This is a genomic window from Citrobacter sp. BDA59-3 (assembly GCF_015167655.1).
Classification (GTDB): domain Bacteria; phylum Pseudomonadota; class Gammaproteobacteria; order Enterobacterales; family Enterobacteriaceae; genus Phytobacter; species Phytobacter diazotrophicus.
Genome location: NZ_CP063427.1, coordinates 4,032,506 through 4,056,779, shown reverse-complemented (window position 1 = coordinate 4,056,779; position 24,274 = coordinate 4,032,506). Strand labels below are relative to the sequence as shown.

General features: G+C 53.9%; 21 protein-coding genes. 17 read left to right on the top strand and 4 right to left on the bottom strand.

Annotated features, from left to right (window positions below):
- Positions 1-70 precede the first annotated feature (70 nt).
- From IP582_RS18985 to glnB, 7 genes are all read left to right on the top strand, one after another.
- On the top strand, positions 71-3,085 hold the full coding sequence (locus tag IP582_RS18985) for a hypothetical protein (protein ID WP_193794111.1): 3,015 nt from the start codon (positions 71-73) through the stop codon (positions 3,083-3,085).
- A complete protein-coding gene (locus IP582_RS18980) occupies positions 3,075-4,697 on the top strand; it encodes an SWIM zinc finger family protein (protein WP_193794110.1) in 1,623 nt (540 codons plus the stop codon). The genes IP582_RS18985 and IP582_RS18980 overlap by 11 nt, the downstream gene beginning before the upstream one ends.
- Positions 4,698-5,015: 318 nt before the next feature.
- Positions 5,016-6,716, top strand: a complete 1,701-nt coding sequence (locus IP582_RS18975) for a reverse transcriptase family protein (RefSeq protein WP_193794109.1) — start codon at positions 5,016-5,018, stop codon at positions 6,714-6,716.
- Between the two features lie 506 nt (positions 6,717-7,222).
- Positions 7,223-8,659 (top strand): two component system sensor histidine kinase QseE/GlrK, encoded by a 1,437-nt coding sequence (gene qseE / locus IP582_RS18970; protein ID WP_193794108.1) that lies wholly within the window; start codon positions 7,223-7,225, stop codon positions 8,657-8,659.
- A complete protein-coding gene (qseG, locus tag IP582_RS18965) occupies positions 8,656-9,390 on the top strand; it encodes a two-component system QseEF-associated lipoprotein QseG (protein ID WP_193794107.1) in 735 nt (244 codons plus the stop codon). The genes qseE and qseG overlap by 4 nt, the downstream gene beginning before the upstream one ends.
- Positions 9,387-10,724 carry a two-component system response regulator GlrR gene (gene glrR / locus IP582_RS18960; protein WP_039079641.1) on the top strand — a complete coding sequence of 446 codons (1,338 nt, stop codon included), beginning with the start codon at positions 9,387-9,389 and terminating at the stop codon, positions 10,722-10,724. Before qseG ends, glrR begins: the two co-directional genes overlap by 4 nt.
- A gap of 74 nt (positions 10,725-10,798) precedes the next feature.
- Complete coding sequence (gene glnB / locus IP582_RS18955) at positions 10,799-11,137, top strand: nitrogen regulatory protein P-II (protein WP_024549981.1); 339 nt, start codon at positions 10,799-10,801, stop codon at positions 11,135-11,137.
- A 43-nt stretch (positions 11,138-11,180) separates the two neighbouring features.
- Here glnB and hmpA read toward each other — a convergent pair whose 3' ends face one another.
- A complete protein-coding gene (hmpA, locus tag IP582_RS18950) occupies positions 11,181-12,371 on the bottom strand; it encodes an NO-inducible flavohemoprotein (RefSeq protein ID WP_193794106.1) in 1,191 nt (396 codons plus the stop codon).
- A 318-nt stretch (positions 12,372-12,689) separates the two neighbouring features.
- Between hmpA and glyA the strand changes: the two genes are divergently transcribed.
- Positions 12,690-13,943: a serine hydroxymethyltransferase gene (glyA, locus tag IP582_RS18945; RefSeq protein ID WP_039079643.1), complete on the top strand. Its 1,254-nt coding sequence runs from the start codon at positions 12,690-12,692 to the stop codon at positions 13,941-13,943.
- 49 nt (positions 13,944-13,992) lie between these two features.
- Here glyA and IP582_RS18940 read toward each other — a convergent pair whose 3' ends face one another.
- The gene (locus IP582_RS18940; protein ID WP_193794105.1) at positions 13,993-14,886 is read right to left on the bottom strand and encodes a nickel/cobalt efflux protein RcnA; all 894 of its coding nucleotides are present in this window, start codon (positions 14,884-14,886) and stop codon (positions 13,993-13,995) included.
- A gap of 141 nt (positions 14,887-15,027) precedes the next feature.
- Between IP582_RS18940 and rcnR the strand changes: the two genes are divergently transcribed.
- Entirely contained in the window at positions 15,028-15,300 is a 273-nt protein-coding gene (rcnR, locus tag IP582_RS18935; RefSeq protein WP_039079645.1) for a Ni(II)/Co(II)-binding transcriptional repressor RcnR, read from the top strand.
- A gap of 98 nt (positions 15,301-15,398) precedes the next feature.
- Positions 15,399-16,538: a 3-phenylpropionate MFS transporter gene (locus IP582_RS18930; RefSeq protein ID WP_193794104.1), complete on the top strand. Its 1,140-nt coding sequence runs from the start codon at positions 15,399-15,401 to the stop codon at positions 16,536-16,538.
- Here the strand turns inward: IP582_RS18930 and csiE are convergent.
- Entirely contained in the window at positions 16,535-17,812 is a 1,278-nt protein-coding gene (gene csiE / locus IP582_RS18925) for a stationary phase inducible protein CsiE (RefSeq protein ID WP_193794103.1), read from the bottom strand. The genes IP582_RS18930 and csiE overlap by 4 nt on opposite strands.
- Before the next feature lie 124 nt (positions 17,813-17,936).
- Here csiE and IP582_RS18920 point away from each other — a divergent pair, with 124 nt between their 5' ends.
- Together IP582_RS18920 and IP582_RS18915 are read left to right on the top strand one after the other, a co-directional pair.
- Positions 17,937-18,575 carry a DUF1007 family protein gene (locus IP582_RS18920; protein WP_039079648.1) on the top strand — a complete coding sequence of 213 codons (639 nt, stop codon included), beginning with the start codon at positions 17,937-17,939 and terminating at the stop codon, positions 18,573-18,575.
- A complete protein-coding gene (locus tag IP582_RS18915; protein ID WP_193794102.1) occupies positions 18,566-19,546 on the top strand; it encodes a nickel/cobalt transporter in 981 nt (326 codons plus the stop codon). Before IP582_RS18920 ends, IP582_RS18915 begins: the two co-directional genes overlap by 10 nt.
- 52 nt (positions 19,547-19,598) lie before the next feature.
- On the opposite strand, the gene suhB is transcribed toward IP582_RS18915, so the two are convergent.
- Positions 19,599-20,402 (bottom strand): inositol-1-monophosphatase, encoded by an 804-nt coding sequence (gene suhB, locus IP582_RS18910; protein ID WP_039079650.1) that lies wholly within the window; start codon positions 20,400-20,402, stop codon positions 19,599-19,601.
- Between the two features lie 117 nt (positions 20,403-20,519).
- On the opposite strand from suhB, the gene trmJ reads away from it, so the two are divergent.
- From trmJ to iscA, 5 genes are all read left to right on the top strand, one after another.
- Entirely contained in the window at positions 20,520-21,254 is a 735-nt protein-coding gene (gene trmJ / locus IP582_RS18905) for a tRNA (cytosine(32)/uridine(32)-2'-O)-methyltransferase TrmJ (RefSeq protein WP_193794101.1), read from the top strand.
- Between the two features lie 217 nt (positions 21,255-21,471).
- Positions 21,472-21,963 carry a Fe-S cluster assembly transcriptional regulator IscR gene (gene iscR / locus IP582_RS18900; RefSeq protein WP_039079652.1) on the top strand — a complete coding sequence of 164 codons (492 nt, stop codon included), beginning with the start codon at positions 21,472-21,474 and terminating at the stop codon, positions 21,961-21,963.
- Between the two features lie 243 nt (positions 21,964-22,206).
- The gene (iscS, locus tag IP582_RS18895) at positions 22,207-23,421 is read left to right on the top strand and encodes a cysteine desulfurase (RefSeq protein ID WP_193794100.1); all 1,215 of its coding nucleotides are present in this window, start codon (positions 22,207-22,209) and stop codon (positions 23,419-23,421) included.
- Between the two features lie 27 nt (positions 23,422-23,448).
- Positions 23,449-23,835, top strand: a complete 387-nt coding sequence (iscU, locus tag IP582_RS18890) for a Fe-S cluster assembly scaffold IscU (RefSeq protein ID WP_003860661.1) — start codon at positions 23,449-23,451, stop codon at positions 23,833-23,835.
- A 13-nt stretch (positions 23,836-23,848) separates the two neighbouring features.
- Positions 23,849-24,172, top strand: a complete 324-nt coding sequence (iscA, locus tag IP582_RS18885; protein ID WP_039079654.1) for an iron-sulfur cluster assembly protein IscA — start codon at positions 23,849-23,851, stop codon at positions 24,170-24,172.
- The last annotated feature ends 102 nt before the right edge of the window (positions 24,173-24,274 follow it).

Sequence of the window (24,274 nt, the reverse complement as noted above, 5' to 3'; positions counted from 1 at the left end):
CTTATCTAAAAGACAGAACTGGCGATATTGAGTACAATCGTTTCCGGCGCTAACAGGGAAGGGAACGGTTATGAAGCTGATTAAAAAGGTAAAATTAACCTTTACGCAGGGAGCCTCAGACAAGGTCTATGAGGTGGATCTCTGTGAACAGCCTGGCAACGAGATGAATCGTTACTGGGTGAATTTTCGCTACGGACGACGTGGCGGCACGTTACGGGAAGGGACAAAAACGCCTGCCCCCGTTGATTTCACCAATGCCGAGGCTATTTTCGCAAGCGTGGTGGTTGCCAAAACCAACAAAGGCTACGTTGAGGCCGGTTCACTTTCCCCCTCTGCTGTCAGTGCTTTCTCTTCTTCGTTACACACCTTAATACGCCAAATCGATCGCATTAAAGAGAGCGAACAACGAGCCCGAAGCATATGGCGACTCCCTCAGCAGCCGAACGCTATGCTGGCAGACTGGCTGGAAAAGGGGCTTAACGAGGAACATCACTGGCTGGAAAATTACGCCCGTCTCTGGACGCTGGGGCGCACGGGAAATCAGCACAACCTGGCGCGTGTGAGACCGTTTCTTGAAAGCCCATATCCGCCATTAAGCAACCTTGCTTATGAAGTGTATCTGCGTCTGGGTGACGATGACGATATCGCTGTGCTGCGGCAAAACTTGCTGGCATCGTTACCTTCAGATCTGTCCCAGGCATTCGCTGTTGGCGATACTGGGGCAATCGATGCGCAACTTCAGCGCCATATTAATGAACAGAATCCCAACGCGAGTACATTACTCAAAACGCTCTATCAGGTGGCGCTGGACAACCCGCTATTGCATCAAGGCCTGATTCGTCTGCTATACGTTCTGCCTCTGCGCCCTAATCTGTTTAAAGGTGTGCGCTATCTGTTCAAAATGGCCGAGTTCCGCCTGGATGCGCCGGTGTTTGCCCTGCTGGCCTGGCGTTTTGATACCACGCGGGAATTTTATTCTGCCCAGTGGGATGGCGTCTGGGTGAACGACGTGGGCTATATCAAACCCAGTCAGGAGCTTCTGCGCGACGATAGCAGGCTGGCCTATTCGCGCAAAACGCGCGACTACCTGCGGCGCCGTAGCTGGCGTGCCTTGCGGCGTCTCGGTGTCCGTGGCGACGCTCGCTATGTCGATATGGCCTGCGCACTTCTGCTCCAGTATAAGAAAGAATACCTGGTTGCAGAAAAGCAGAGTGAGGCAGGCGTCTTCGCCAGCGATGCGCATCTTTTCGCGTGGAACGCCATTTTGCGCTTACATCATCCTCACTATCAGCGCCACAACAAAAGGGCGTTATGGATTCGGGTGAGTGATGAAAAGGATGAACGCCGCGTCGAGGCATTTCCACAACTCTGGGATCAGCGCCCTGATGCACTGCTGACGTTATTGTGTCTGAGCGAGAGTGAAGCCGTTTGCACGTTTGCGCTCAGGGCAATGAAAGATAATGCCTCCTTCTGCCAGGCCCTCACCGATAGCCAACTGGTGCAGTTGCTGGCTCGTCCGTTCCCGCTCCTTGCCGATTTTGTGCTCTCGCTTCTTACTGCACGTTCGCTCACTCCTGAGCTGCTGCTGGGGCTGATTAACAGTGTCCACCCGCAAGCGCGCAGCCTGGCGCTGACCCATTTAAACAGCATTAGCGCACTGTTTGATGAAACCGAACTGGTTACCGCGCTTTTGCTGGCTGACGATGCGCAGATCAGCGCGTGGTTAGAGGGGCGTTTTTCCCGGCAGCCTCTGACCACCTCGCAACAGGTGACGTTAACGCGGGCGCTTTTGCTCCGGCTTACCGACGCGCAGACCACCTTTTCTGAGCAACATGCCCTCTGGTTGTCGATGTGCCTGGTGAGCCATCTGCCTGCCATGTCCCCGTCGCTGACGATTGATAATTTCAGCGAGCTGCTCGCCCATCCCGATACGGGTGTGCAGCTTTTAGCCGCCCGGTTGTTGGTGAGTTCCGATTTGGCGCAGAGCCCGCTTTCGCAAGCCCTGCTGGTTCAGATTCACAACTCGCCTGTCGCGGCTATCCGCGCCGCGGGCATCGCGCTGTTAGGCAAACAAAATCCGGAATTAGTCTTGCTGCAGTTACCGCAGCTAATTGATCTGCTCCAGTGCGGTGAGGCAGAAGAGCGACAAGCCTGTTACACGCTTCTGGGGCAACTGGCCGGGCAGCATGCTGCTGAGGTCTTTGCGGGATTATTCCCCTTAGTCTTTAAAAAAGAAGCCCACGAAGGCGCACACCAGGCGCTGTTAACGTTCTTCACGCACAAGCTTAATGCCTGCCTGCTATCCCTGGATAAAGACACCATCTGGCGGCTGATTCATGCCAGATCGCTGGCGGCGCAAAGCCTGGGACGTGAGTGTCTTCTGGCCCGTTCTCCGCTGGTGTGGAGCGTGAATCAATGGGTGGCGTTGGCAAATCACCCTGACCATTATATTCGTGATTATGCGTTGAAGGCCTTCACGTCACATGTAGATGTTGTCCGCGAACAGAGCAGTGCTGCGCTGGAGCTACTGGAAAGCGACTGGCCCGCAACCCGAGAATTTGGTTTTGCGTATTTCCGCCAGAACTACCCCTCCCCAGGCTGGACCCCGGAGCTGATCGTCAAGGTCTGCGACAGCAACCGCGACGATGTGCAGGCTTACGGTCGGGAACTGTTGCAAACGTTCTTCCAGCGCGAGCAGGGGGAAGCGTACCTGTTAAAGCTGAGCCAGCATCCGTCATTGACAGTACAGACCTTTGTGACCCATTTTTTTGACGAGTATGCGACCGGAAAGCCTGATGTCATCCTGGCGCTGAAACCTTGTTTCCTGACAATCCTTTCCCAGGTTAACCGTGGGCGTGTCGCTAAAGACAGGACGCTTGCTTTTCTTACGCAGCAGGCGGCTGCCAGTCCGTTGGTGCTTGAGATGGTGGCGTCATTGCTGACTCGTCTGTCGCTGACAGTGGTGCAAAAAGACAAAGCGCCGCTGATCAAGGCCATGCTTCAACTGCAAAAACAGTATCCCCATTTGAATTTGCCGCTGGACATTATTGCCCGACCCGAACAAGGAGCGCCTCATGCAGGTTAGTTATCGTTATCAGGGAAAGAGTCAGGCCTCGGAAAACGGTTTGACGTTCTCGCCAGATAGCCTTCGCCCACCGGCGTTCTTCGTCGGTGAGCTCAGGCAGAAACTGGCGTTTCGCGAGGCCATCTCCGCGCTGCATAACGTGGTGGTATCGGACATGCGTTTTCAGCCAAAAGATAAAACCGACTATCGGCGCTGGCTGGCGGGAGAAGAACAGCGGTTATTAGCGGAATTTATTGCGCAGAAAAGCCAGCTTGAGCAAGAAGCGAATGAGATTAGCGGGCGATTACATGTGCTGAACAAAGAGGCTGCAACGCTGCTTGCACCTTACCATGAGGCGCAAAAAGCTTATTTCAATTATCTCTATAAAAACGATATTGATGCCTGGTATGTGTTGGATCCGGTTATCACTGTGCATCCCGATGAAGTCTTTTTTGAGTGTTTTTCTGAGGATGAATCAAGCTACGGCAAACTGAGTTGTCATTACGATGTTTTTGACAACATCAGCGAGCGTGCCTTTGGGACCACCAACATCGACTATTCCGAAGGGCTCTACCAGGCATTTCAGAAAATCCGTGATTATCACCCGACGCAGTTGAAAATTGATCCGGACGGCTTCGCCATACAGACGGACGGCAGCGAGTGTGAAGAGAAGAAAATCGATCTGCCGGACAGTTGGGTGCGCGGTTTTTTACAGGTCAGCTCGGCGATGACCCTGCCGATGGTGAAATTCTCGCTTGCGCCCATGGATATGCACAATATTTGCTTCCGGCTCAGGCGTAAAAAAGAGCGTAGTGGGCCGCGCTCGCTGCGTTTTGAGCTGACGCCGGGGCAGCCCGTCAACGTGATTTTTGAGCCGTGGAATGAAACCCTGGTTTGCCCACGTTCGCTCTACAACGGCGACCAGCCGCGTTCCATACGTGTCTGGGGACGGCGCAGACTGCATATCCTCGAACGTCTGATCCCGATAGCTGAAAAATTCGATGTCTGCCTTCTCGACGATGGTATGCCTTCATTCTGGACCGCAGATTTAGGGGCGATGAGTTTTACCCTTGGCCTGTCCGGCTGGAGCGCGAATGACTGGTCGGCCCAGGGTAATTTTGATTTGCTCGCGCCACGCCAGGCAGTCGATACCCTGACGCTTGAGCGGGTTTATCAGGCACTGAGCAAGCACCATATGGCTTCATGCGCGGCTCTTGCCACCGAACTGGGGTTGGACGAAAGCATAGTAAAAGCGGCGCTGGCAGCCTACAGCCAGCATGGCCAGGTACTCTATGATCTTAACAAAGATCTCTATCGTATTCGCGCGCTCTGCCGCGAGCCGATCCCACTGGAACAACTGCGCTTTAGCAACGAACGGGAAGAGAAGGCGATCAACTTCGTCAACGCCGGCCTGGTGCAGGTAGAAAGCGCCCTGAGTAATGCCTCCGGAACACAAATGTGCGGTCAGGTTCTGGATAATGCCGTACGGTACAACGTTTCCCTGATGCTGGATACAGACCAGCGGCTGACGGTGGGCGAGTGCAATTGTCACTATTTCCATCAGAACCGACTGCGTCATGGTCCGTGTGAACATATGCTGGCATTGCGGCTGGCAGTAAAGGTAAAAGCATGATGAAAAGGACTTTTTCTGCTGTTATACTCGACGTTAATAGCGGCGTGGCAAGGAAACCTTGCATCCCGGATGGTGGATCGCCATTCAGGTTTTATGACTGCCCACGCGTCACTGATGCCATCTTCACTGGGCAGAGTGTGAGTACCTGTCACTATTGCAGTATGGCTTCAACGAAGCCAATGAGTGACAGGTACTCCACTCTGCGTCGAGTGGATAACCTCAGTACCAGGAACGCTTCGAAGGCCTTATTCGCCACGCCGCTATCCCTCCCGGTCATCCCCGTATTCTCTTGCCCATCACGGTCAGGGGGCGTTCGTTATGTCTGAATCTTCAAAGCTGACCCGCCAGCAAATTTATGAGCGCATCCGAGAAACCAGTAAAGAGGAGTACATCCTCGCTGAAATGATCCGTCTGGGTTTCTGGGATGAAACGCAGGATAAACCCGCTCTCACCGCAGAATTAATCGCTCAACGTGCGGCGTTACAGAAACAGCTTGCGGAGCTGGGGCAGAAACAACGGCTTTATGATGACCCGCAAAAAGCATTGCGGGAATTGCACAAGGCGCGCAAAAAAGCGGCCCTGGAGAAACGCGAGCAAACCCGCATTGCCCGTAACGAAGCGCGCTATGCGCGTGCGTTGCAATGGCATCAAAAGCAGCAAGCAGAGATAACCTGGCTGGGGGAGGGGTTTTCATTTGGCCTCGCTGACACCGCGCACAACGAAGCCCGATTACAAGCGCAGAAGCTGCCCTTGCTGGCGGACAGCCAGGCACTGGCATCTGCAATGGGCATCACGATCAATGAGCTGCGTTTTCTTTGCTTCCAGAAAAATGTCTCCCGAGTAAACCATTACCGGCGTTTTTCCCTCGCCAAAAAAAATGGCGGTGAGCGACTGATTTCGGCGCCTATGCCACGCATGAAGCGCGCGCAGTACTGGATTCTGGAAAACATTCTGAATCGTGTGAAGTTACACGAAGCAGCCCACGGTTTTGTTACCGGGCGCAGCATTTTGAGTAATGCGCTGCCGCATGTGAACCAGGCGATTGTGGTCAATCTGGATATGGAAAACTTCTTCCCGACGGTGAATTACCGCCGGGTAAAAGGTTTATTTCGCCAGTTAGGTTATGCGGAGCAGTTGGCCACTGAACTGGCTTTGTTAACTACGGAACCTGAGGTTACGCAGGTGGCACTGGATGGCGAGACCTGGTTTGTGCAGGAGGATGCACGTTTCCTGCCGCAGGGTGCGCCAACCAGTCCGGCGATTTCCAATATCATCTGCCGTCGTCTCGACAGCCGTTTGCAGGCAATGGCACAGAAGCTTGGCTTTGTTTACACCCGTTATGCTGACGACATGACCTTTTCCAGTGCGCAGCCGTCCGCCAATGTGCAACAGCTATTATGGCGCTGCAAGCAGATTGTTAAGGATGAAGGTTTTAAGATCCACCCTGAGAAAACCCGGGTAATGCGCAAGCCGCAAAAGCAGGAAGTCACCGGTATTGTGGTGAATGAAAAGCCCTCCGTGGATCGCAAAACGCTAAAACGCTTTCGCGCATTGCTGTTTCAGATTGCAAAAGATGGAATGGAAGGAAAGCGCTGGGGATCGGGCGAGCTGATGGCGAGCCTTGAAGGCTATGCTAATTTCGTGGCAATGGTGGCCCCTGAGAAGGGCATGGTTTTGCAAAAGCAGGTCACCGACCTGAAAAGACAATATGGATACACAACCCAGCCGGGGCGAATTACAGCGCTGAACAAGAAGTTGTTCCGGGCAAAAGCCGCCCGTGGGGAATCGCCACGTGATAACTGGTGGCAGGCACAAGAAGCCCCGCCACCCGTTCTGGAACAAACCGTGCAGCAGCAGGCAACGCAAAAGGCGACATCATCAGCGACAGAGGAGCTGCATTTCGACGCGCAGCCTGAGGCTCATGCCGGTCAGGTGCCTGATAAGTCTCGTTCCCCTTTACGTTTCTTCTGGGTGCTTATCCTTGTGCTGCTGATTATGATTCTGGCGCGGCTGTTTTAAATGTTATCTGTGTCATGTTGTAGTGTCGGGAAACCGCGACAAAGCTACTGTTCTGATGTCTCCAAAAGGAGACATTTAAGTCTTTGATTTATATAGTTGATGCGTTTGGGATAAAAGGGTGTTGCTGATCGGAGACAGTTAGCGTGAAAATCATTCAACCGCTATTCAACGCCGAAATGTTGTTAACTTCTTATATTTCAGTTAGTTAATATTTTGTTTTGCGTTTTGGCATAAGTGTTGCATAATAATAACCAGTGGCTCATTCACCTCCTTATGTCAGCCCCTTCGGGACGTGCTACATAAACTTCGAATGACGCACTTAAAGGTGCCTGCCGTCCAACTGCTGATAAAAGTTCGCTTTTTCAGATATCGGGCGAAACGTCGAGTTAGGCACCGCCTAATTTCTAAGCAAAGCCGGGTTTATACCCGGCTTTGCTTTTTCTGGCTTCCCCGTAGCACATTACTCAGCTAGCATCCTGTTAAACCCGATTTGCGAGAGTATTGCGTTGAAACGCTGGCCCATTTTTCCCCGCTCCCTACGCCAGGTCGTTATGATGGCGTTCTTACTGATCTTATTGCCTTTGTTGGTGCTTGCCTGGCAGGCATGGCAAAGCCTGAATGCCCTGAGCGCCCAGGCGGCACAAACGAATCGCACAACGCTTATCGATGCCCGACGCAGCGAGGCGATGACCAATGCCGCGCTGGAAATGGAACGCAGTTACCGTCAGTACTGCGTGCTGGACGACGCAACCCTGTCAAAGGTGTATCAGAGCCAACGTAAACGCTACAGCGAGATGCTGGATGCCCATGCAGGCGTGTTGCCGGACGAAAAACTCTACCAGGCGCTGCGTCAGGATTTGAACGATCTCGCTCAGTTACAGTGCAAAAGCAGTGGCCCAACCGCAGAGGCGTCCGCACGACTCGAAGCCTTTGCGGCGGCGAATACCGAGATGGTGCAGTCAACGCGGCAGGTGGTGTTCTCCCGTGGACAGCAGTTGCAGCAGGAAATTGCCGAGCGCGGTCAGTTCTTCGGCTGGCAGGCACTGGTGCTGTTTCTGGTTAGCCTCGCGATGGTGCTGCTGTTTACACGGATGATTATCGGCCCGGTGAAGGGCATTGAACGGATGATCAACCGGTTGGGGGAAGGGCGCTCCCTTGGGCATACGGTAGTCTTTAAAGGCCCGCGTGAGTTGCGCTATGTGGGGGAACGCATCATCTGGCTAAGTGAACGCCTTTCCTGGCTTGAATCTCAGCGTCATCAATTTTTACGTCATATCTCTCATGAACTGAAAACTCCGCTTGCCAGTATGCGTGAAGGGACCGAACTGCTTGCCGATCAGGTCGTCGGGCCGTTAACAGTGGAGCAGGAAGAGGTGGTGGCTATTCTCGATGACAGCAGCCGTAATCTGCAAAAACTGATTGAACAATTACTCGACTACAACCGGAAACTGGCGGATGGCGCGGTTGAACTCGAAGACGTTGAGATCGAGCCGCTGGTGGATATGGTTCTTACGGCTCACAGTTTGCCCGCGCGAGCTAAAATGATGCATACCGAGGTTGTGCTGGATGCGGCTTCATGCTGGTCTGAGCCGATGTTGCTGATGAGCGTGCTGGATAATCTTTATTCGAACGCGGTGCACTATGGGGCTGAATCCGGTAACATTTATATTCACAGCTATCTTGCAGGCTCGCGGCTGCGTATTGAGGTATCCAATACCGGTACGCCGATTCCTGAGGCGGAACGCAGTATGATTTTTGAACCCTTTTTCCAGGGGAGCCATCAGCGAAAAGGCGCTGTGAAGGGGAGTGGCCTGGGGTTAAGCATCGCCAGAGACTGTGTTCGCCGTATGCACGGCGAGTTGCATCTGGTGGACGTCGATCATGCAGATGTCTGTTTTCGCATTGAGCTACCGCTTAATGCGTCGGAAAAATCCAACAAATGAAGCGAAATCAGGTGAGTATGTCGCACGTTTTTTCCCGCGTGGCTGGCGCGGTGTTGTTGCCTAAGAAAATGCTTCGTGCATTGCCCTGCCTGCTGCTGGCAGGTTGTGTATCCCAGACGCCTGAGCATGCTGTACATGAAAAATTCGAAGAGCAGCTTCCGGAACATCAACTGGCCGATTTCCTGCTGACGGACTGCGGTAATATCTGGTCATTAACCGGCCAGGCTTTCGATACCAACCCGCTATTCTGGCTGCGCAGTATGGATTGCGCCGGGCGCCTGGCGCCTGCAGAAGCGCGTGCTGAGGCGCGCGTCTGGCCCGACGATACGTGGCAGGACGCCTTTAAGCGCGGCATTTTACTGTCGAGTGCGAAAATTACCCCACTGGAACGGCGTGAGAATATCACGCGTCTTGATGTGTTAAGCCCGCAAATTCCTGCACCTGTGCGTCCGCTTTACCAGCTCTGGCGCGACGGTCAGACATCACAGCTCCAGCTTGCAGAAGAGCGTGGTCGTTATGGCAAGCTCCAGCAGTCGACGGATGCCGAGCTGGATACCTTACGCCAGCAGCAACAATTTCTGCGTGAGCAACTGGACACGACCACGCGCAAACTGGAAAACCTGACCGATATAGAACGTCGACTCTCCAGTCGCAAACCGGCGGGCAATGATCTACCGGATAGCGCGCGCCCCGCAAGGACCGAAACGAAACAAGAGGACGTGAAACCATGACCAGCCGAAAACCTGCCCATCTGCTGCTGGTGGATGACGATCCGGGTCTGTTAAAACTGCTCGGTTTGCGCCTGACCAGTGAAGGCTACAGTATTGTCACTGCTGAGAGCGGGCAGGAGGGGCTTCGCGTGCTGGCTCGCGAGAAAGTGGACCTGGTCATCAGCGACCTGCGTATGGATGAGATGGACGGTATGCAACTGTTCACGGAGATCCAGAAGGTGCAGCCGGGTATGCCCGTCATTATTCTCACCGCACATGGTTCCATTCCGGATGCGGTCGCCGCAACGCAGCAGGGGGTATTCAGCTTCCTGACCAAGCCGGTCGATAAAGATGCATTGTACAAGGCGATTGATGATGCGCTGGAGCACTCTGCACCCGCCTCAGACGATCAGTGGCGCGATACGATCATTACCCGCAGCCCGGTCATGCTGCGCCTGCTTGAGCAGGCGAGAATGGTGGCGCAGTCTGATGTCAGCGTGCTGATTAACGGCCAGAGCGGGACCGGGAAAGAGATCCTGGCGCAGGCGATCCACAATGCCAGTCCACGCAGCAAAAATGCCTTTATCGCCATCAACTGTGGCGCGTTACCGGAGCAGTTGCTGGAATCTGAACTCTTTGGTCACGCTCGCGGTGCCTTTACCGGCGCGGTCAGCAGCCGTGAGGGGCTCTTTCAGGCGGCAGAAGGCGGTACGCTGTTTCTTGATGAAATCGGCGATATGCCCATTCCGCTACAGGTTAAACTGCTGCGTGTGTTGCAGGAACGCAAAGTCCGGCCGCTCGGCAGCAACCGTGATATCGACATCAATGTGCGGATTATCTCCGCGACCCACCGCGACCTGCCCAAAGCGATGGCGCGCGGCGAGTTTCGTGAAGACCTGTTTTATCGTCTGAATGTGGTTAACCTCAAAATCCCGGCGCTGGCGGAACGTGCGGAGGATATCCCGCTGCTGGCCAACCATCTGTTGCGTCAGGCGGCTGACAGACATAAACCCTTTGTGCGCGCTTTTTCCACCGATGCGATGAAACGGCTGATGACCGCAGGCTGGCCGGGTAACGTGCGCCAACTGGTCAACGTCATTGAGCAATGTGTAGCGCTGACCTCATCGCCGGTCATCAGCGACGCGCTGGTTGAGCAGGCGCTGGAAGGTGAGAACACGGCCCTGCCCACGTTTGTTGAGGCACGGAATCAGTTTGAACTCAATTACCTGCGCAAGCTGCTGCAAATCACCAAAGGTAACGTCACCCACGCGGCGAGGATGGCCGGGCGCAACCGTACTGAATTTTACAAATTGCTCTCGCGCCATGAACTGGATGCCAACGACTTTAAAGAGTAATGGCGTAGTGAATATGGTAGTGTGAGCAACCGATTACGAAGTAGCTTACTGGCAAGCGTTTTTAAGGACCAACCATGAAAAAGATTGATGCAATTATTAAACCTTTCAAACTGGATGACGTGCGTGAAGCGCTGGCCGAAGTCGGCATTACCGGGATGACGGTGACCGAAGTGAAAGGGTTTGGTCGCCAGAAAGGCCATACCGAACTGTACCGTGGTGCAGAGTACATGGTGGACTTTCTGCCGAAAGTAAAAATCGAAATCGTTGTCACCGATGATATCGTTGAGACCTGCGTAGATACCATTATCCGCACGGCCCAGACCGGCAAAATCGGCGACGGTAAGATTTTTGTCTTTGATGTTGCCCGCGTGGTACGTATCCGTACCGGTGAAGAAGACGACGCGGCTATCTGATCCTCTCCCTCACCCTGGCGGGTGAGGGCTATTCCTCCTGCTCTTACAGCACCTTGTGCGGGCCAAAACATTCGTAATGAATGTTCTCTGCCTTCATCCCCAGCCCGACCAGTTGCTTCGCGGCAAACTGCATAAACGCCACCGGGCCACAAAGATAAAACTGCATGGCCGGATCGCTGAATGCTGACTCGTGCTTACTCAAATCCATCAACCCTTCGCTATCAAAGGCCTGCGCCTGTTTATCAAAATGGGTAGGTGCGCGATACCAGACATGAGACGTCACGCGAGGCAGTTTGCTGCTCAGTGTTTTCACCTCATCGGCAAAGGCGTGAACATCGCCATTTTCTGCTGCATGAAACCAGTTTACCTGGGCTTTATGTCCAGCCCGGGCGAGTGTATCGAGCATCGCCAGCATTGGTGTCTGGCCAACGCCTGCGGAGATGAGCGTGACCGGGGTGTTGCCCTCGACATTCATAAAGAAGTCGCCTGCCGGGGCCGCCAGATGTACCACGTCGCCGACCTGCGCGCGCTGATGCAGCCAGGTTGAGACCTGCCCACCTTCTTCACGTTTAACCGCAATACGATAATGTTTACCGTCAGGGGCGCGTGTCAGGGAGTACTGGCGGATTTCCTGATAAGCAAATTCTTCCGGTTTGAGCCAGATGCCGATGTATTGCCCCGGACGGAAATCAGCAATGGGTTGCCCATCAACAGGGGCGAATTCAAAACTGGTGATTAACGTGCTTTGCCCGGTTTTTTCCACCAGACGAAACGGGCGCGTTCCTTCCCAGCCGCCGGTTTTGCTCGCATTTTCATCATACAGTTGCGCTTCTCGCTGAATAAAGACGCCAGCCAATACCCCGTAAGCTTTCCCCCATGCGTCGAGGACTTCCTGGCCTGGGCTGAACATCTCATCAAGGGTCGCCAGCAGATGATGGCCGACAATGTCGTATTGCGCAGGCTGGATCTGAAAACTGGTGTGTTTTTGGGCAATCTTTTCCACTGCTGGCAGTAACGCGGCGAGGTTATCAAGGTTGCTGGCATAGGCCGCAATAGCGTTGAACAACGCTTCGCGCTGATCGCCGTTACGCTGATTGCTCATGTTGAAAATGTCTTTGAGCTCGGGATTGTGCGTAAACATCCGGTCATAAAAATGGGCGGTCAGTTTTGGACCGGTTTCCAGCAGCAGAGGAATGGTGGCTTTCACTGTCGCGATGGTTTGAACGTCAAGCATAGTCGCTTCCTGTCAGGTGATTTATAAGATGTATTTAAAATGCATCTTATAGGCGAGGCTGCGGGGTTGTAAAGAGGAAAGCGGCTGCGGCGATGAATTTCAACGTGAAGAAGTTGCATCACAAACGTGAAAAGAATTCCGTTGCAAACGCAAAGTGCATTATCTCTCAAACCCTTGTCTGGCGCGTAGCCAATCGTTTGCGTAAAAACCTTTGTCAAGACCTGTTATCGCGATATGAATCAGTTATACTGTGAGCCGTTCCCCAAAACGGGCCCTCAAATTTGAGTTGCTTTATTGTTAGCTGAGCAGGAGATGCGGATGTTAAAACGTGAAATGAACATTGCCGATTATGATGCCGAACTATGGCAGGCTATGGAGCAGGAAAAAGTACGTCAGGAAGAACACATTGAACTGATCGCCTCCGAGAACTACACCAGCCCGCGTGTAATGCAGGCACAGGGCTCTCAGCTGACCAACAAATATGCCGAAGGTTATCCGGGCAAACGCTACTACGGCGGTTGCGAGTATGTCGATATCGTTGAACAACTGGCTATCGACCGTGCAAAAGAGCTGTTCGGCGCTGACTACGCGAACGTACAGCCGCACTCCGGTTCTCAGGCTAACTTTGCGGTCTACACCGCGCTGCTGCAGCCGGGCGATACCGTGTTGGGTATGAACCTGGCGCAAGGGGGCCACCTGACTCACGGCTCCCCGGTTAACTTTTCCGGTAAACTGTACAACATCATCCCTTACGGTATCGATGAGTCCGGTAAAATTGACTATGAAGACATGGCGAAGCAGGCTCAGGAACACAAACCGAAGATGATTATCGGTGGTTTCTCTGCTTACTCCGGTATCGTTGACTGGGCAAAAATGCGTGAAATCGCAGACAGCATCGGCGCATACCTGTTCGTTGATATGGCGCACGTTGCCGGTCTGATTGCGGCAGGCGTTTACCCGAACCCGGTTCCACACGCTCACGTCGTCACGACGACCACGCACAAAACCCTGGCGGGTCCGCGCGGTGGCCTGATCCTGGCGAAAGGCGGTAACGAAGAGCTGTACAAAAAACTGAACTCCGCTGTGTTCCCAAGCGCACAGGGCGGCCCGCTGATGCACGTCATCGCCGCGAAAGCCGTCGCGCTGAAAGAAGCGATGGAGCCAGAGTTCAAAGTCTACCAGCAGCAGGTTGCTAAGAACGCGAAAGCAATGGTGGAAGTGTTCCTGAACCGTGGCTACAAAGTGGTCTCCGGCGGTACGGAAAACCATCTGTTCCTGCTGGATCTGGTTGACAAAAACCTGACCGGTAAAGAAGCAGACGCTGCGCTGGGCCGCGCCAACATCACCGTTAACAAAAACAGCGTGCCGAACGATCCGAAGAGCCCGTTCGTCACCTCCGGTATCCGTATCGGCTCCCCGGCCGTAACGCGCCGCGGCTTTAAAGAAGCGGAAGTGAAAGAGCTGGCTGGCTGGATGTGTGATGTGCTGGACAACATCAATGATGAAGCGGTTATCGAGCGCGTCAAAGGTAAAGTTCTGGATATCTGCGCACGCTTCCCGGTTTATGCATAAGCCCTGAAAGCATACAAAAATGCCCGCATCTTGCGGGCATTTTTTTGCCTTATCGCAGGGTGAAATAGCCGTGAACGCCCATATAAATCCCTACCAGTGCAATCAATACGCTTGAGAAATAGGGCGCGCGCCGCGCAAGAGTATTGAATCCTGACCAGCGTTTCGCCGCATGCTGCACACTCACTGCCGCTCCCACGCCTACCGCAACCAGGGTTAATGCCAGACCGATGCTAAAACACACCACCATCGTAGCGCCCAGCGTTAACGCCTTAAGCTGAATACAGATCAGCAGCACGGTAATCGCTGCCGGGCAGGGAATGAGTCCTCCAGTCAGGCCAAACAGCAGAATTTGCCCGTTGGTCACCTTTGTGCCGTTAAAGCGGCGCTCGATATCCCGGGCATGGGCCAGTTCGTGCGCGTCACGATACTCTTCTTGTTTCTCCACTTTTCGCGCAGAGAAGATCACCGGCTGGCGCAGGCTCAGGCTGGCGGCTTGTGCAGGCTGGAAAATCAAACCTTGAGCATGAGGGTGGGGATGCGGGTGATCGTGATGGTGGTCATGACCGTGGTGATGATCATGGTGGTGGCCCGCATGCCACTGGCGCTCACCTTGCCAGGTACGCCAGAACATCCATGCGGCTGTCCCCAGAATAATTACCGCTGAGATCATCTGCATCCACGGTTCAACGGCCTCGGCAGTGAACCGACGGCTGATAAACATCCCGCCCATCGCGATAAGCCAGACCACCGCCGTATGAGACAGCGTAGCCGCAAGACCGAGCATAACGGCTTGTTTTACGGTGCCTTTGATTGCCACGATAAAGGCAGCCATCATCGTTTTTGAATGCCCCGGTTCAAGGCCGTGTAGCGCGCCGAGCAGAATGGCGCTCGGAATGAAAAACCAGCCATTTCCCTGCTGAAAGAGGGTCGCAAAATCGGTCATGAGAATAATTCTCGCTAATTGTTATCTCTTTTAAATCTACTCCCCCCCGGTAAAAAATACTACCCCCCAGTAGAAAGAAACTCCCCCCAGTTGTTCTGTGATATGATTTTTCCACTCAGCAGACGCGAAAATGAGGTCATTATGTCGCATACCATTCGGGATAAAAGAAAGCTCAAAGCACGGGCGAGTAAGATTGAAGGGCAAGTTGCGGCGCTGAAAAAGATGCTTGATGAACCGCATGAATGCGCACAAGTTTTGCAGCAAATCGCGGCTATTCGCGGGGCGGTTAACGGTTTGATGCGTGAGGTTATCAAAGGGCATTTGACCGATCATATCGTTCATGAAAATGACGAAGTCAAACGTGAAGCCGACCTTGATGTGGTGCTGAGTGTGCTGGATTCCTATATCCGCTAACGGTAAGGGAATAACACGCCTCCCCAACCTGTTATATAACTGTTACTTGCCAGTTTATTGATTTACCTCCAGACTATCGCCTCATTCAGGAGGGAATCATGGTTTTGCAGTCCACGCGCTGGCTGGCGCTCGCTTATTTCACCTACTTTTTTAGTTACGGCATCTTTTTGCCCTTCTGGAGCGTCTGGCTCAAAGGCACAGGACTCACGCCGGAAACCATCGGGATCTTGCTCGGTGCAGGCCTGGTAGCCCGTTTCCTCGGCAGCCTGCTTATTGCACCTCGCGTCAGTAACCCCTCACTTCTCATTAACGCCTTACGTCTCCTTGCGTTGATTACGCTGGTGTTCGCGCTCGCCTTTTGGGCCGGGACTCATGTGGCCTGGCTCATGGTGGTGATTATCGGTTTTAACCTCTTTTTCTCACCGCTGGTTCCCCTGACGGATGCGCTTGCCAACACCTGGCAGAAACAGTTTCCCATGGACTACGGTCGGGTTCGCGTTTGGGGCTCTATCGCCTTTGTGATTGGCTCGGCGGCAACCGGAAAACTGGTTAGCGAGTTTGATTATCGTGCGGTGCTGGCGATGCTGACGCTGGGGGTTGCTTCTATGCTGCTGGGAATGCTGCTACGCCCGTCGATTTTACCGCAGGGAGATACCCGCCATCAGGATGCCACCGGCTGGAAGGCATGGCGCGACCTGGTCGTAAAAAGCTGGCGTTTCCTGTTTTGCGTTTCGCTACTGCAGGGGGCGCACGCTGCCTACTATGGTTTCAGCGCCATCTACTGGCAGGAAGCGGGGTATTCCGCTTCAACGGTGGGCTATCTCTGGTCACTTGGGGTGGTCGCAGAAGTCGTTGTCTTTACGCTTAGTAACCGGTTGTTCCGTCGCTTTAGCGCCCGCGATTTGCTTTTACTGTCTGCTGTTTGTGGGCTGGTGCGTTGGGGACTGATGGGATGGACGACCGACCTGTCGTGGCTTATCGTCGTACAAATCCTGCACTGTGGTACCTTTACCGTCTGCCATCTGGCCGGTATGCGCTACATCGCTGCACGCAAAGACAATGAGATAATTCGCCTGCAGGCCGTTTATTCCGCCGTCGCGATGGGCGGAAGTATTGCGGTGATGACCATGTTCTCCGGATTCTTATTCCAGCATCTGCATCAGGGGCTGTTCTGGGTGATGGCGCTACTGGCAGTGCCTGCACTGTTTTTGCGCCCGAAAGTTGCCGCTCAGCCTTAAGCTTCAAGCATTTCACGGATATGCGCCTGCTGATGACCGGTCAGCGGGCGATCCGCATGGATCAGCGGCGGTGAAAAGAGGGGGAGTGGGGTCGTATACGGGGTCACGATCAGCGTGACATTGCGCGGAGCCCCCTGTTTCTGAAAGTCCTGTAGCGGAAGATATTTAATATTGAGCGGCAGCAGCGTGAGTTCACGCAGTTGCAATTCAATTTCCTGTTCGCGCTCTGGCTCGTGGCCGGTAAGCAATACGACCTGTTTTTCATGCAGGTCGCTTTCCTGCATCAGCCATGCCCCGAAGATGACCGCCACCAGGCCCGCTTCCTCATCGCTAAAACGCAGGCCGTATTCTTTTTCCACCACCAATAACGCCTCGCGCGCGGTGCGTACCAGCCGTGGATAAAGACGGAAAATCTCCTCCTGCAGGCTGTCATCAATACCAATTCCAAAGAGATTACGATCCAGCGCCTGTGCCAGGTGAACATAGAGCTGTGCCGCCAGCCCTTGCTCATCGCTGAAACGTAGCCCGGCAAGCGCGCGAAAACGGGCAATCATATGCGTAATGGCTTGTTGCAGGCGTTTATCCTGTTGCTGGCTGTCGTTTAGTGGATCCGGGGTACGCAACATCATAAACAGCAGCGAGAGAAAGGCATGTTCGTTGCCGGGAGGTAACGCGGTAACACGACGGCGCCAGTGACGCACGATTTCATGCGCCGCTGCGTATTCTGCGCGCATCTGTGTCCATGCCTGCTGAACCGGGTTAAACTCCGGCGTAAAACCGTAGTGACTTTGCAGCAGGCAGTACTGGAGATAGAGACGCAGAAACTGAATGTCGCGGCATTCAAATGACCGTTCTAAGCGCCGGGCGCAGAGGTTAATCAACGCGCGCAAATTGGTGTCATCATACAGCGTGCGGGCAACCCCCTGTTGTTTAAGGGCGGCTTTGAGCGCTGGCGCATACTGCTGAGTGATAAAATGGGGACATAAGCGCAGCCCACGCCGGAGCCATTGCAACAGGCATAAACGTTGGTCGAGTGCTGTGCCTTCAATCCGGTAGCTGCCGTCCTGTCGGGACGTAATAGTCAGCCGATGAAAACGCTGGATCTCATGGTCGGTCTCGGCAATATCCTGCCGGGTGACCTCTTCATCCACGCCATTCATGGCACGTATGATTTCCGTGGTGACAGTGTGCCCTGGGAGTGCGAGCATCAAAAGCACCTGGCAGCGGCGCTGCGGACTGGAGAGCACAGATGGCGGTGTCGTTTCTATAGTCATCTGTCAGGCTCCAGTAAGGTTGTTTGATAAGAATAGCTAAAGGTATGTCTGGTGAAAGCGCAGCCGCAGCCCTTTCCTTCAGGATTGCCGGAGAGCATCACAGAATTTTTCTCGTGAGGAACACATGCAAGCAGTTAAACAATGCGCTTTTGGGCTCTTTCTCGCATTTTTATCATTCAGTGCGCTGGCGCATCCGCACAGTTTCATCCGCATAAAAATGCAGCTTGTGGTGGATAACGGGCAATGGACCGGGCTGAATATGCGCTGGACGATGGATGAAATTACCTCCGCAGATCTCCTCTATGATGCGGGCGATGCCAAACCGGGTGACGAGATCTGGAAAAAGCTGGCGGCGGAAGTGATGGCCAATGTACTGGGGCAGCATTACTTCACCGAAGTCTGGCATAACGGGCAAAAAGTAAAATTTCAAAATCGACCCTTAAGCTATGGCCTTGCGAGAGAAGGACATAAGGCCGTGCTTACCTTTGTGTTGCCGCTGGCAGAACCACAGCCGCTGAGTGGGCAGACGTATACTTTTTCCACCTATGATCCGACCTATTTTGTCGACATGAGTTACGCCAGTGAGAGCGATGCCACGCTGCCGGATGCCGTACAGAAGACATGCAAACTTACAGTTAAAACACCGAAGCCGGGGGAAGATGTGCTGAACTATGCACAATCGCTGGATAAAGCGGATGCGCCGGAGGAAGACATGCAGTTGGGTAAACAGTTCGCGCAGACGGTGACGGTACAATGTCCGTAATTAACACAACACGCCGACCGCTGCGGCGCTGGCGGCAGTGGTGGCCTCTGGCCCTCTTTATCATGCTCGCGCTGGCGGGTGTCTTCTGGCTCTGGCACGTCTGGCCGCAAGTACTGCGTGAAAGTGTCGGCTGGCAGCGTGCGTTTAACCGGCAAATGAGCGCTCTGATTCAGGCCGTGGCGGAAAACCCGACCGCCGCGGGTGGTTCTCTGCTGATGGTGAGCTTTATATATGGCGTACTGCATGCGCTCGGGCCGGGGCATGGCAAAGTGGTGATCACCACCTGGCTTGCAACGCATCCTTCACGCCTGAAATCCAGTATTGGGCTGACGCTGGCTTCTTCCTTACTGCAAGGGCTGGTGGCGGTGACGCTGGTGTTTGTCGTATTGAGCGTACTGGCACTACCGGCCCGTCAGCTTCATTTAAGCAGCTTCTGGCTGGAGAAATGTAGCTACGCGCTGGTGGGGGTGCTGGGCCTGTTGCTCTGCTGGCGTGCTGTCAATAAACTCCGCGGCCTGTTACGCAAACCTACGTTTACCGCGTTTACGCCTCATCATGAGCATCATGAACACTGCGGGTGTGGACATCAACATCTGCCCACGGCGGAACAGCTACAGCAGGGCGACGACTGGCGCGCGCGTTTGATGATCATTCTCTCGATGGGGATGCGGCCCTGTTCCGGGGCCATTATGGTACTGCTGTTCAGTAAGGTGATCGGCGTTTTCGGCTGGGGTGTTGCCTCGGCGATGGCGATGGCGGCCGGGACATCATTGACAATCTCGACGCTGGCGCTACTGGTGCACAGTTTTCGTCAACTGGCGGTGAAATTGAGTGCGAATAAAGCCCCCGCCTTATGGAAGCAGGTTGGCTGGACGACGCTCGCGCTGGCGGGTGGGGCGATCCTTGTCACCGCATCGGTTGTGATGTGGCTCAGTGCGGAAATAATGGGAAGAGGGCTTCGGCCTTTTTGATTCGCCGAAAGAGAGTACCGCTTGCAGCCGGGCCGCAAGCGGTTATCAGGTATTAACGCTTGAGCGCGTCGCTCAGCTCTTCGCGCATGTTTGCCAGCATCGCTTTCACGACGCGTGGGTTACCTGCAACGATGTTGCCGGTAGTCATATAGTTATGACCACCGGTGAAATCGCACACCAGGCCGCCAGCTTCACGAACCAGCAGTTCGCCTGCCGCAAAATCCCACGGTTTGAGAGCGATTTCGAAGAAACCGTCGACGCGGCCCGCAGCCACATAGGCCAGGTCCAGCGCAGCAGAACCGGTACGACGGAAATCCGCGCACTCAGTAAACAGTTTGCCAACGATGTTGATGTAGGTCGCCGCGTGTTGCTTGGCTTTGAACGGGAAGCCGGTTGCCAGAATGGTGCCGTCCAGGTCGCGTGCGGTGCTGCCACGCAGACGATAGCCGTTCAATTGCGCGCCCTGACCACGGGTTGCCGTGAAGAGTTCATTACGCATTGGATCGTAAACGACCGCGACTTCGGTGCGGCCTTTAATGCGCACGGCGATAGAAACGGAGAAGTGTGGCAGACGTTTGATGAAGTTGGTAGTGCCATCCAGTGGATCGATAACCCATTGAACATCCTGATCTGTGCCTTCATGCTCACCGCTTTCTTCGGTGATAATGGTGTGTTGCGGGTAAGATTTACGGATAGTGTCGATAATCACTGCTTCTGCAGCTTTATCTACATTAGTCACGAAATCGTTACTGCCTTTCTGGCTCGCTTCTACAGCGTCCGGGGTTTCATAGTGTTTGGCAATTACATTACCCGCCTTGCGCGCAGCACGCACGGCGATGGTCAGCATCGGATGCATCGGTTTCTCTCACTGGATGTTAAAGAACGGAAAACGGCGCGTATGATAGCAGCGAATTCGGATTATGTCTTCGCTTTATGATAATATGCGCGAATATTCTTTAGCCGTTGAAAAAATATGCTGCAAAATATTCGAATTGTGCTGGTGGAAACCTCTCACACTGGCAACATGGGCTCCGTCGCCCGCGCAATGAAAACGATGGGCTTAACCAACCTCTGGCTGGTGAACCCGCTGGTTAAACCGGACTCCCAGGCAATCGCGCTGGCCGCAGGTGCCAGCGATGTGATTGGCAATGCGCAAATCGTCGATACCCTCGATGAGGCGCTGGCAGGCTGCAGCCTCGTTGTCGGCACCAGCGCCCGCTCGCGTACACTGCCTTGGCCGATGCTCGACCCGCGTGAGTGTGGCTTAAAAAGCGTTTCCGAGGCACAGCATGCGCCGGTGGCGCTGGTATTTGGTCGCGAACGCGTTGGCCTGACCAATGACGAACTCCAGAAATGTCATTATCACGTCGCGATTGCGGCCAACCCGGAATATAGCTCGCTGAACCTGGCGATGGCGGTTCAGGTGATTGCTTACGAAGTCCGTATGGCGTGGCTGGCGACGCAGGAAAACGACAGCACGGAAGCACATGAAGAGACGCCGTATCCGCTGGTAGATGATCTGGAGCGTTTCTATGGGCACCTGGAAAAGACGCTGCTCTCCACCGGTTTTATCCGTGAAAGTCACCCGGGACAGGTCATGAACAAGTTGCGCCGCCTCTTTACCCGTGCGCGTCCGGAAAGCCAGGAGCTGAATATCCTGCGTGGAATTCTGGCGTCAATTGAGCAGAAAACGCAGGAAAAACAGTAGGGTTACTGTATTTTTTCTTGCGTGTGTCCCGACTGCTTCAGCGGGCGAAGAATGCCCCTAAGCAAAACGGCACGTAAAGCCAAATACCTGACTAAAACAGTCAAGTAAATAGTTGACCAATTTAGTCAGGAATGTCAGACTTGCCCCTGCTATGCGACATTATTTTAAATTTTAATAAAAACCCCGGGCAGGGGCGAGTCTGAGGCTAAGTTAAGACATGAGACTGACATCTAAAGGGCGTTATGCCGTGACCGCAATGCTGGACGTTGCGCTCAACTCCGAAACGGGCCCGGTACCGTTGGCTGATATTTCCGAACGTCAGGGAATCTCCCTCTCTTATCTGGAACAACTGTTCTCTCGCTTGCGCAAAAATGGCCTGGTGGCCAGCGTGCGTGGCCCGGGCGGCGGTTATCTGCTGGGTAAAGATGCAGGCAGTATCGCTGTTGGTGAAGTGATCAGCGCCGTTGACGAATCTGTTGATGCAACCCGTTGCCAGGGTAAAAGCGGCTGCCAGGGCGGCGACAAGTGCCTGACGCATGCGCTGTGGCGTGACCTGAGCGATCGTCTGACCGGTTTCCTGAACAACATCACCCTGGGTGAGTTGGTCAATAACCAGGAAATCCTCGATGTGTCCGATCGTCAGCATACGCACGAATCCCATCGCACGACCCGCGGTCAGGATGCCATCGACGTTAAGCTGCGCGCATAATTTACCCGTCCTGTTTCGGGGCGCTGCTGCGTTGGCCGCACTTGTTTAACCCAGGCGCTTACTTATTTAAGCTCCTGGGCATTCACAAGCTTGCCGCCTTGCCGCACCGCAAAACAGTTAGGTTAAAACACTATAAGAATTCAGAATCAGGCCGGGGTGATCCGTCATCCCGTATAAACGGTCGTACATCCAGCCGGTAAGCCTGATTCATTGCATTGAGTGATGTACGGAGTTTATAGAGCAATGAAATTACCGATCTATCTCGATTACTCCGCAACGACGCCGGTGGATCCGCGTGTTGCTGAGAAAATGATGCAGTGTCTGACTCTGGACGGGACTTTTGGTAACCCAGCTTCTCGTTCTCACCGTTTTGGCTGGCAAGCTGAAGAGGCGGTTGATATCGCCCGTAATCAGATTGCTGAGCTGGTTGGTGCCGATCCGCGTGAAATTGTTTTCACCTCTGGCGCGACCGAATCCGATAATCTGGCGATCAAAGGTGCGGCCAACTTCTATCAGAAAAAAGGCAAGCACATCATCACCAGCAAAACCGAACACAAAGCCGTGCTGGATACCTGCCGTCAGCTCGAGCGCGAAGGTTTCGACGTGACCTATCTGGCACCGCAGCGCAACGGCATCATCGACCTGAAAGAGCTCGAAGCGGCCATGCGTGACGACACCATCCTCGTCTCCATTATGCACGTGAACAACGAAATCGGTGTGGTACAGGATATCGCGACCATCGGCGAAATGTGCCGTGCGCGCGGCATTATCTACCACGTTGATGCGACCCAGAGCGTGGGCAAACTGCCTATCGACCTGAGTCAGTTGAAAGTGGATCTGATGTCCTTCTCCGGCCACAAAATATATGGCCCGAAAGGGATTGGCGCGCTGTATGTGCGTCGTAAACCGCGTATCCGCATCGAAGCACAGATGCACGGCGGCGGTCACGAGCGCGGCATGCGTTCCGGTACCCTGCCAGTACACCAGATTGTCGGCATGGGTGAAGCTTACCGTATCGCCAAAGAAGAGATGGAAACCGAGATGGCGCGTCTGCGCAGTCTGCGTAACCGTCTGTGGGACGGTGTGAAAGATATGGAAGAGGTCTACCTGAACGGCGATCTCGACCAGGGCGCACCGAACATCCTCAACGTCAGCTTTAACTACGTTGAAGGCGAGTCGCTGATCATGGCGCTCAAAGACCTGGCGGTTTCCTCTGGTTCTGCCTGTACTTCGGCGAGCCTGGAGCCCTCTTACGTGCTGCGTGCGCTGGGCATGACTGACGAGCTGGCACACAGCTCTATTCGTTTCTCTTTAGGTCGTTTCACTACCGAAGAAGAGATTGACTACGCCATCAAGCTGGTTCGCAACTCCATTGGTCGTCTGCGCGAACTTTCTCCACTGTGGGAAATGTTCAAACAGGGCGTGGATTTGAACACCATTGAATGGTCACATCACTAATCGGTAGCGGAATCAGGAGAACAGAACATGGCTTACAGCGAAAAAGTAATCGATCACTACGAAAACCCACGCAACGTCGGCTCTTTCGACAACAGCGATGAGAGCGTTGGTAGCGGTATGGTGGGGGCACCAGCCTGTGGCGACGTAATGAAGTTGCAGATCAAAGTCAACAATGAAGGTATCATTGAGGACGCGCGCTTCAAGACCTACGGTTGCGGTTCGGCAATCGCCTCCAGTTCACTCGTCACCGAGTGGGTAAAAGGCAAGTCCCTGGATGAAGCGCAGGCAATTAAAAACACTGACATTGCTGAAGAGCTGGAATTGCCGCCGGTAAAAATCCACTGCTCTATTCTGGCGGAAGATGCGATTAAGGCCGCAATTGCGGACTACAAAAGTAAACGTGAAGCAAAATAATTGAGGGCATTGTATGTCGATTACCCTGAGCGACAGTGCTGCAACGCGAGTGAATAACTTTTTGGCCAACCGCGGTAAAGGGTTTGGCCTGCGTCTGGGGGTCAGAACCTCTGGTTGTTCTGGCATGGCCTACGTACTGGAATTTGTTGACGAACCCTCGGCGGAAGACACCGTGTTCGAAGATAAAGGTGTGAAGGTCGTTATCGACGGCAAGAGCCTGCAATTCCTTGATGGCACGCAACTGGATTTCGTTAAAGAAGGCCTGAACGAAGGGTTTAAGTTCACCAACCCGAACGTCAAAGACGAGTGCGGTTGCGGCGAAAGCTTTAACGTGTAATTGCATTTCACCGATAAGCCCCACCATAGAACAGACTCACATCCTTCGCGCTGAGACAGCGTGAAGGACGCAGAGTATGACTGTGCGTGGGGTTTGTTTTAG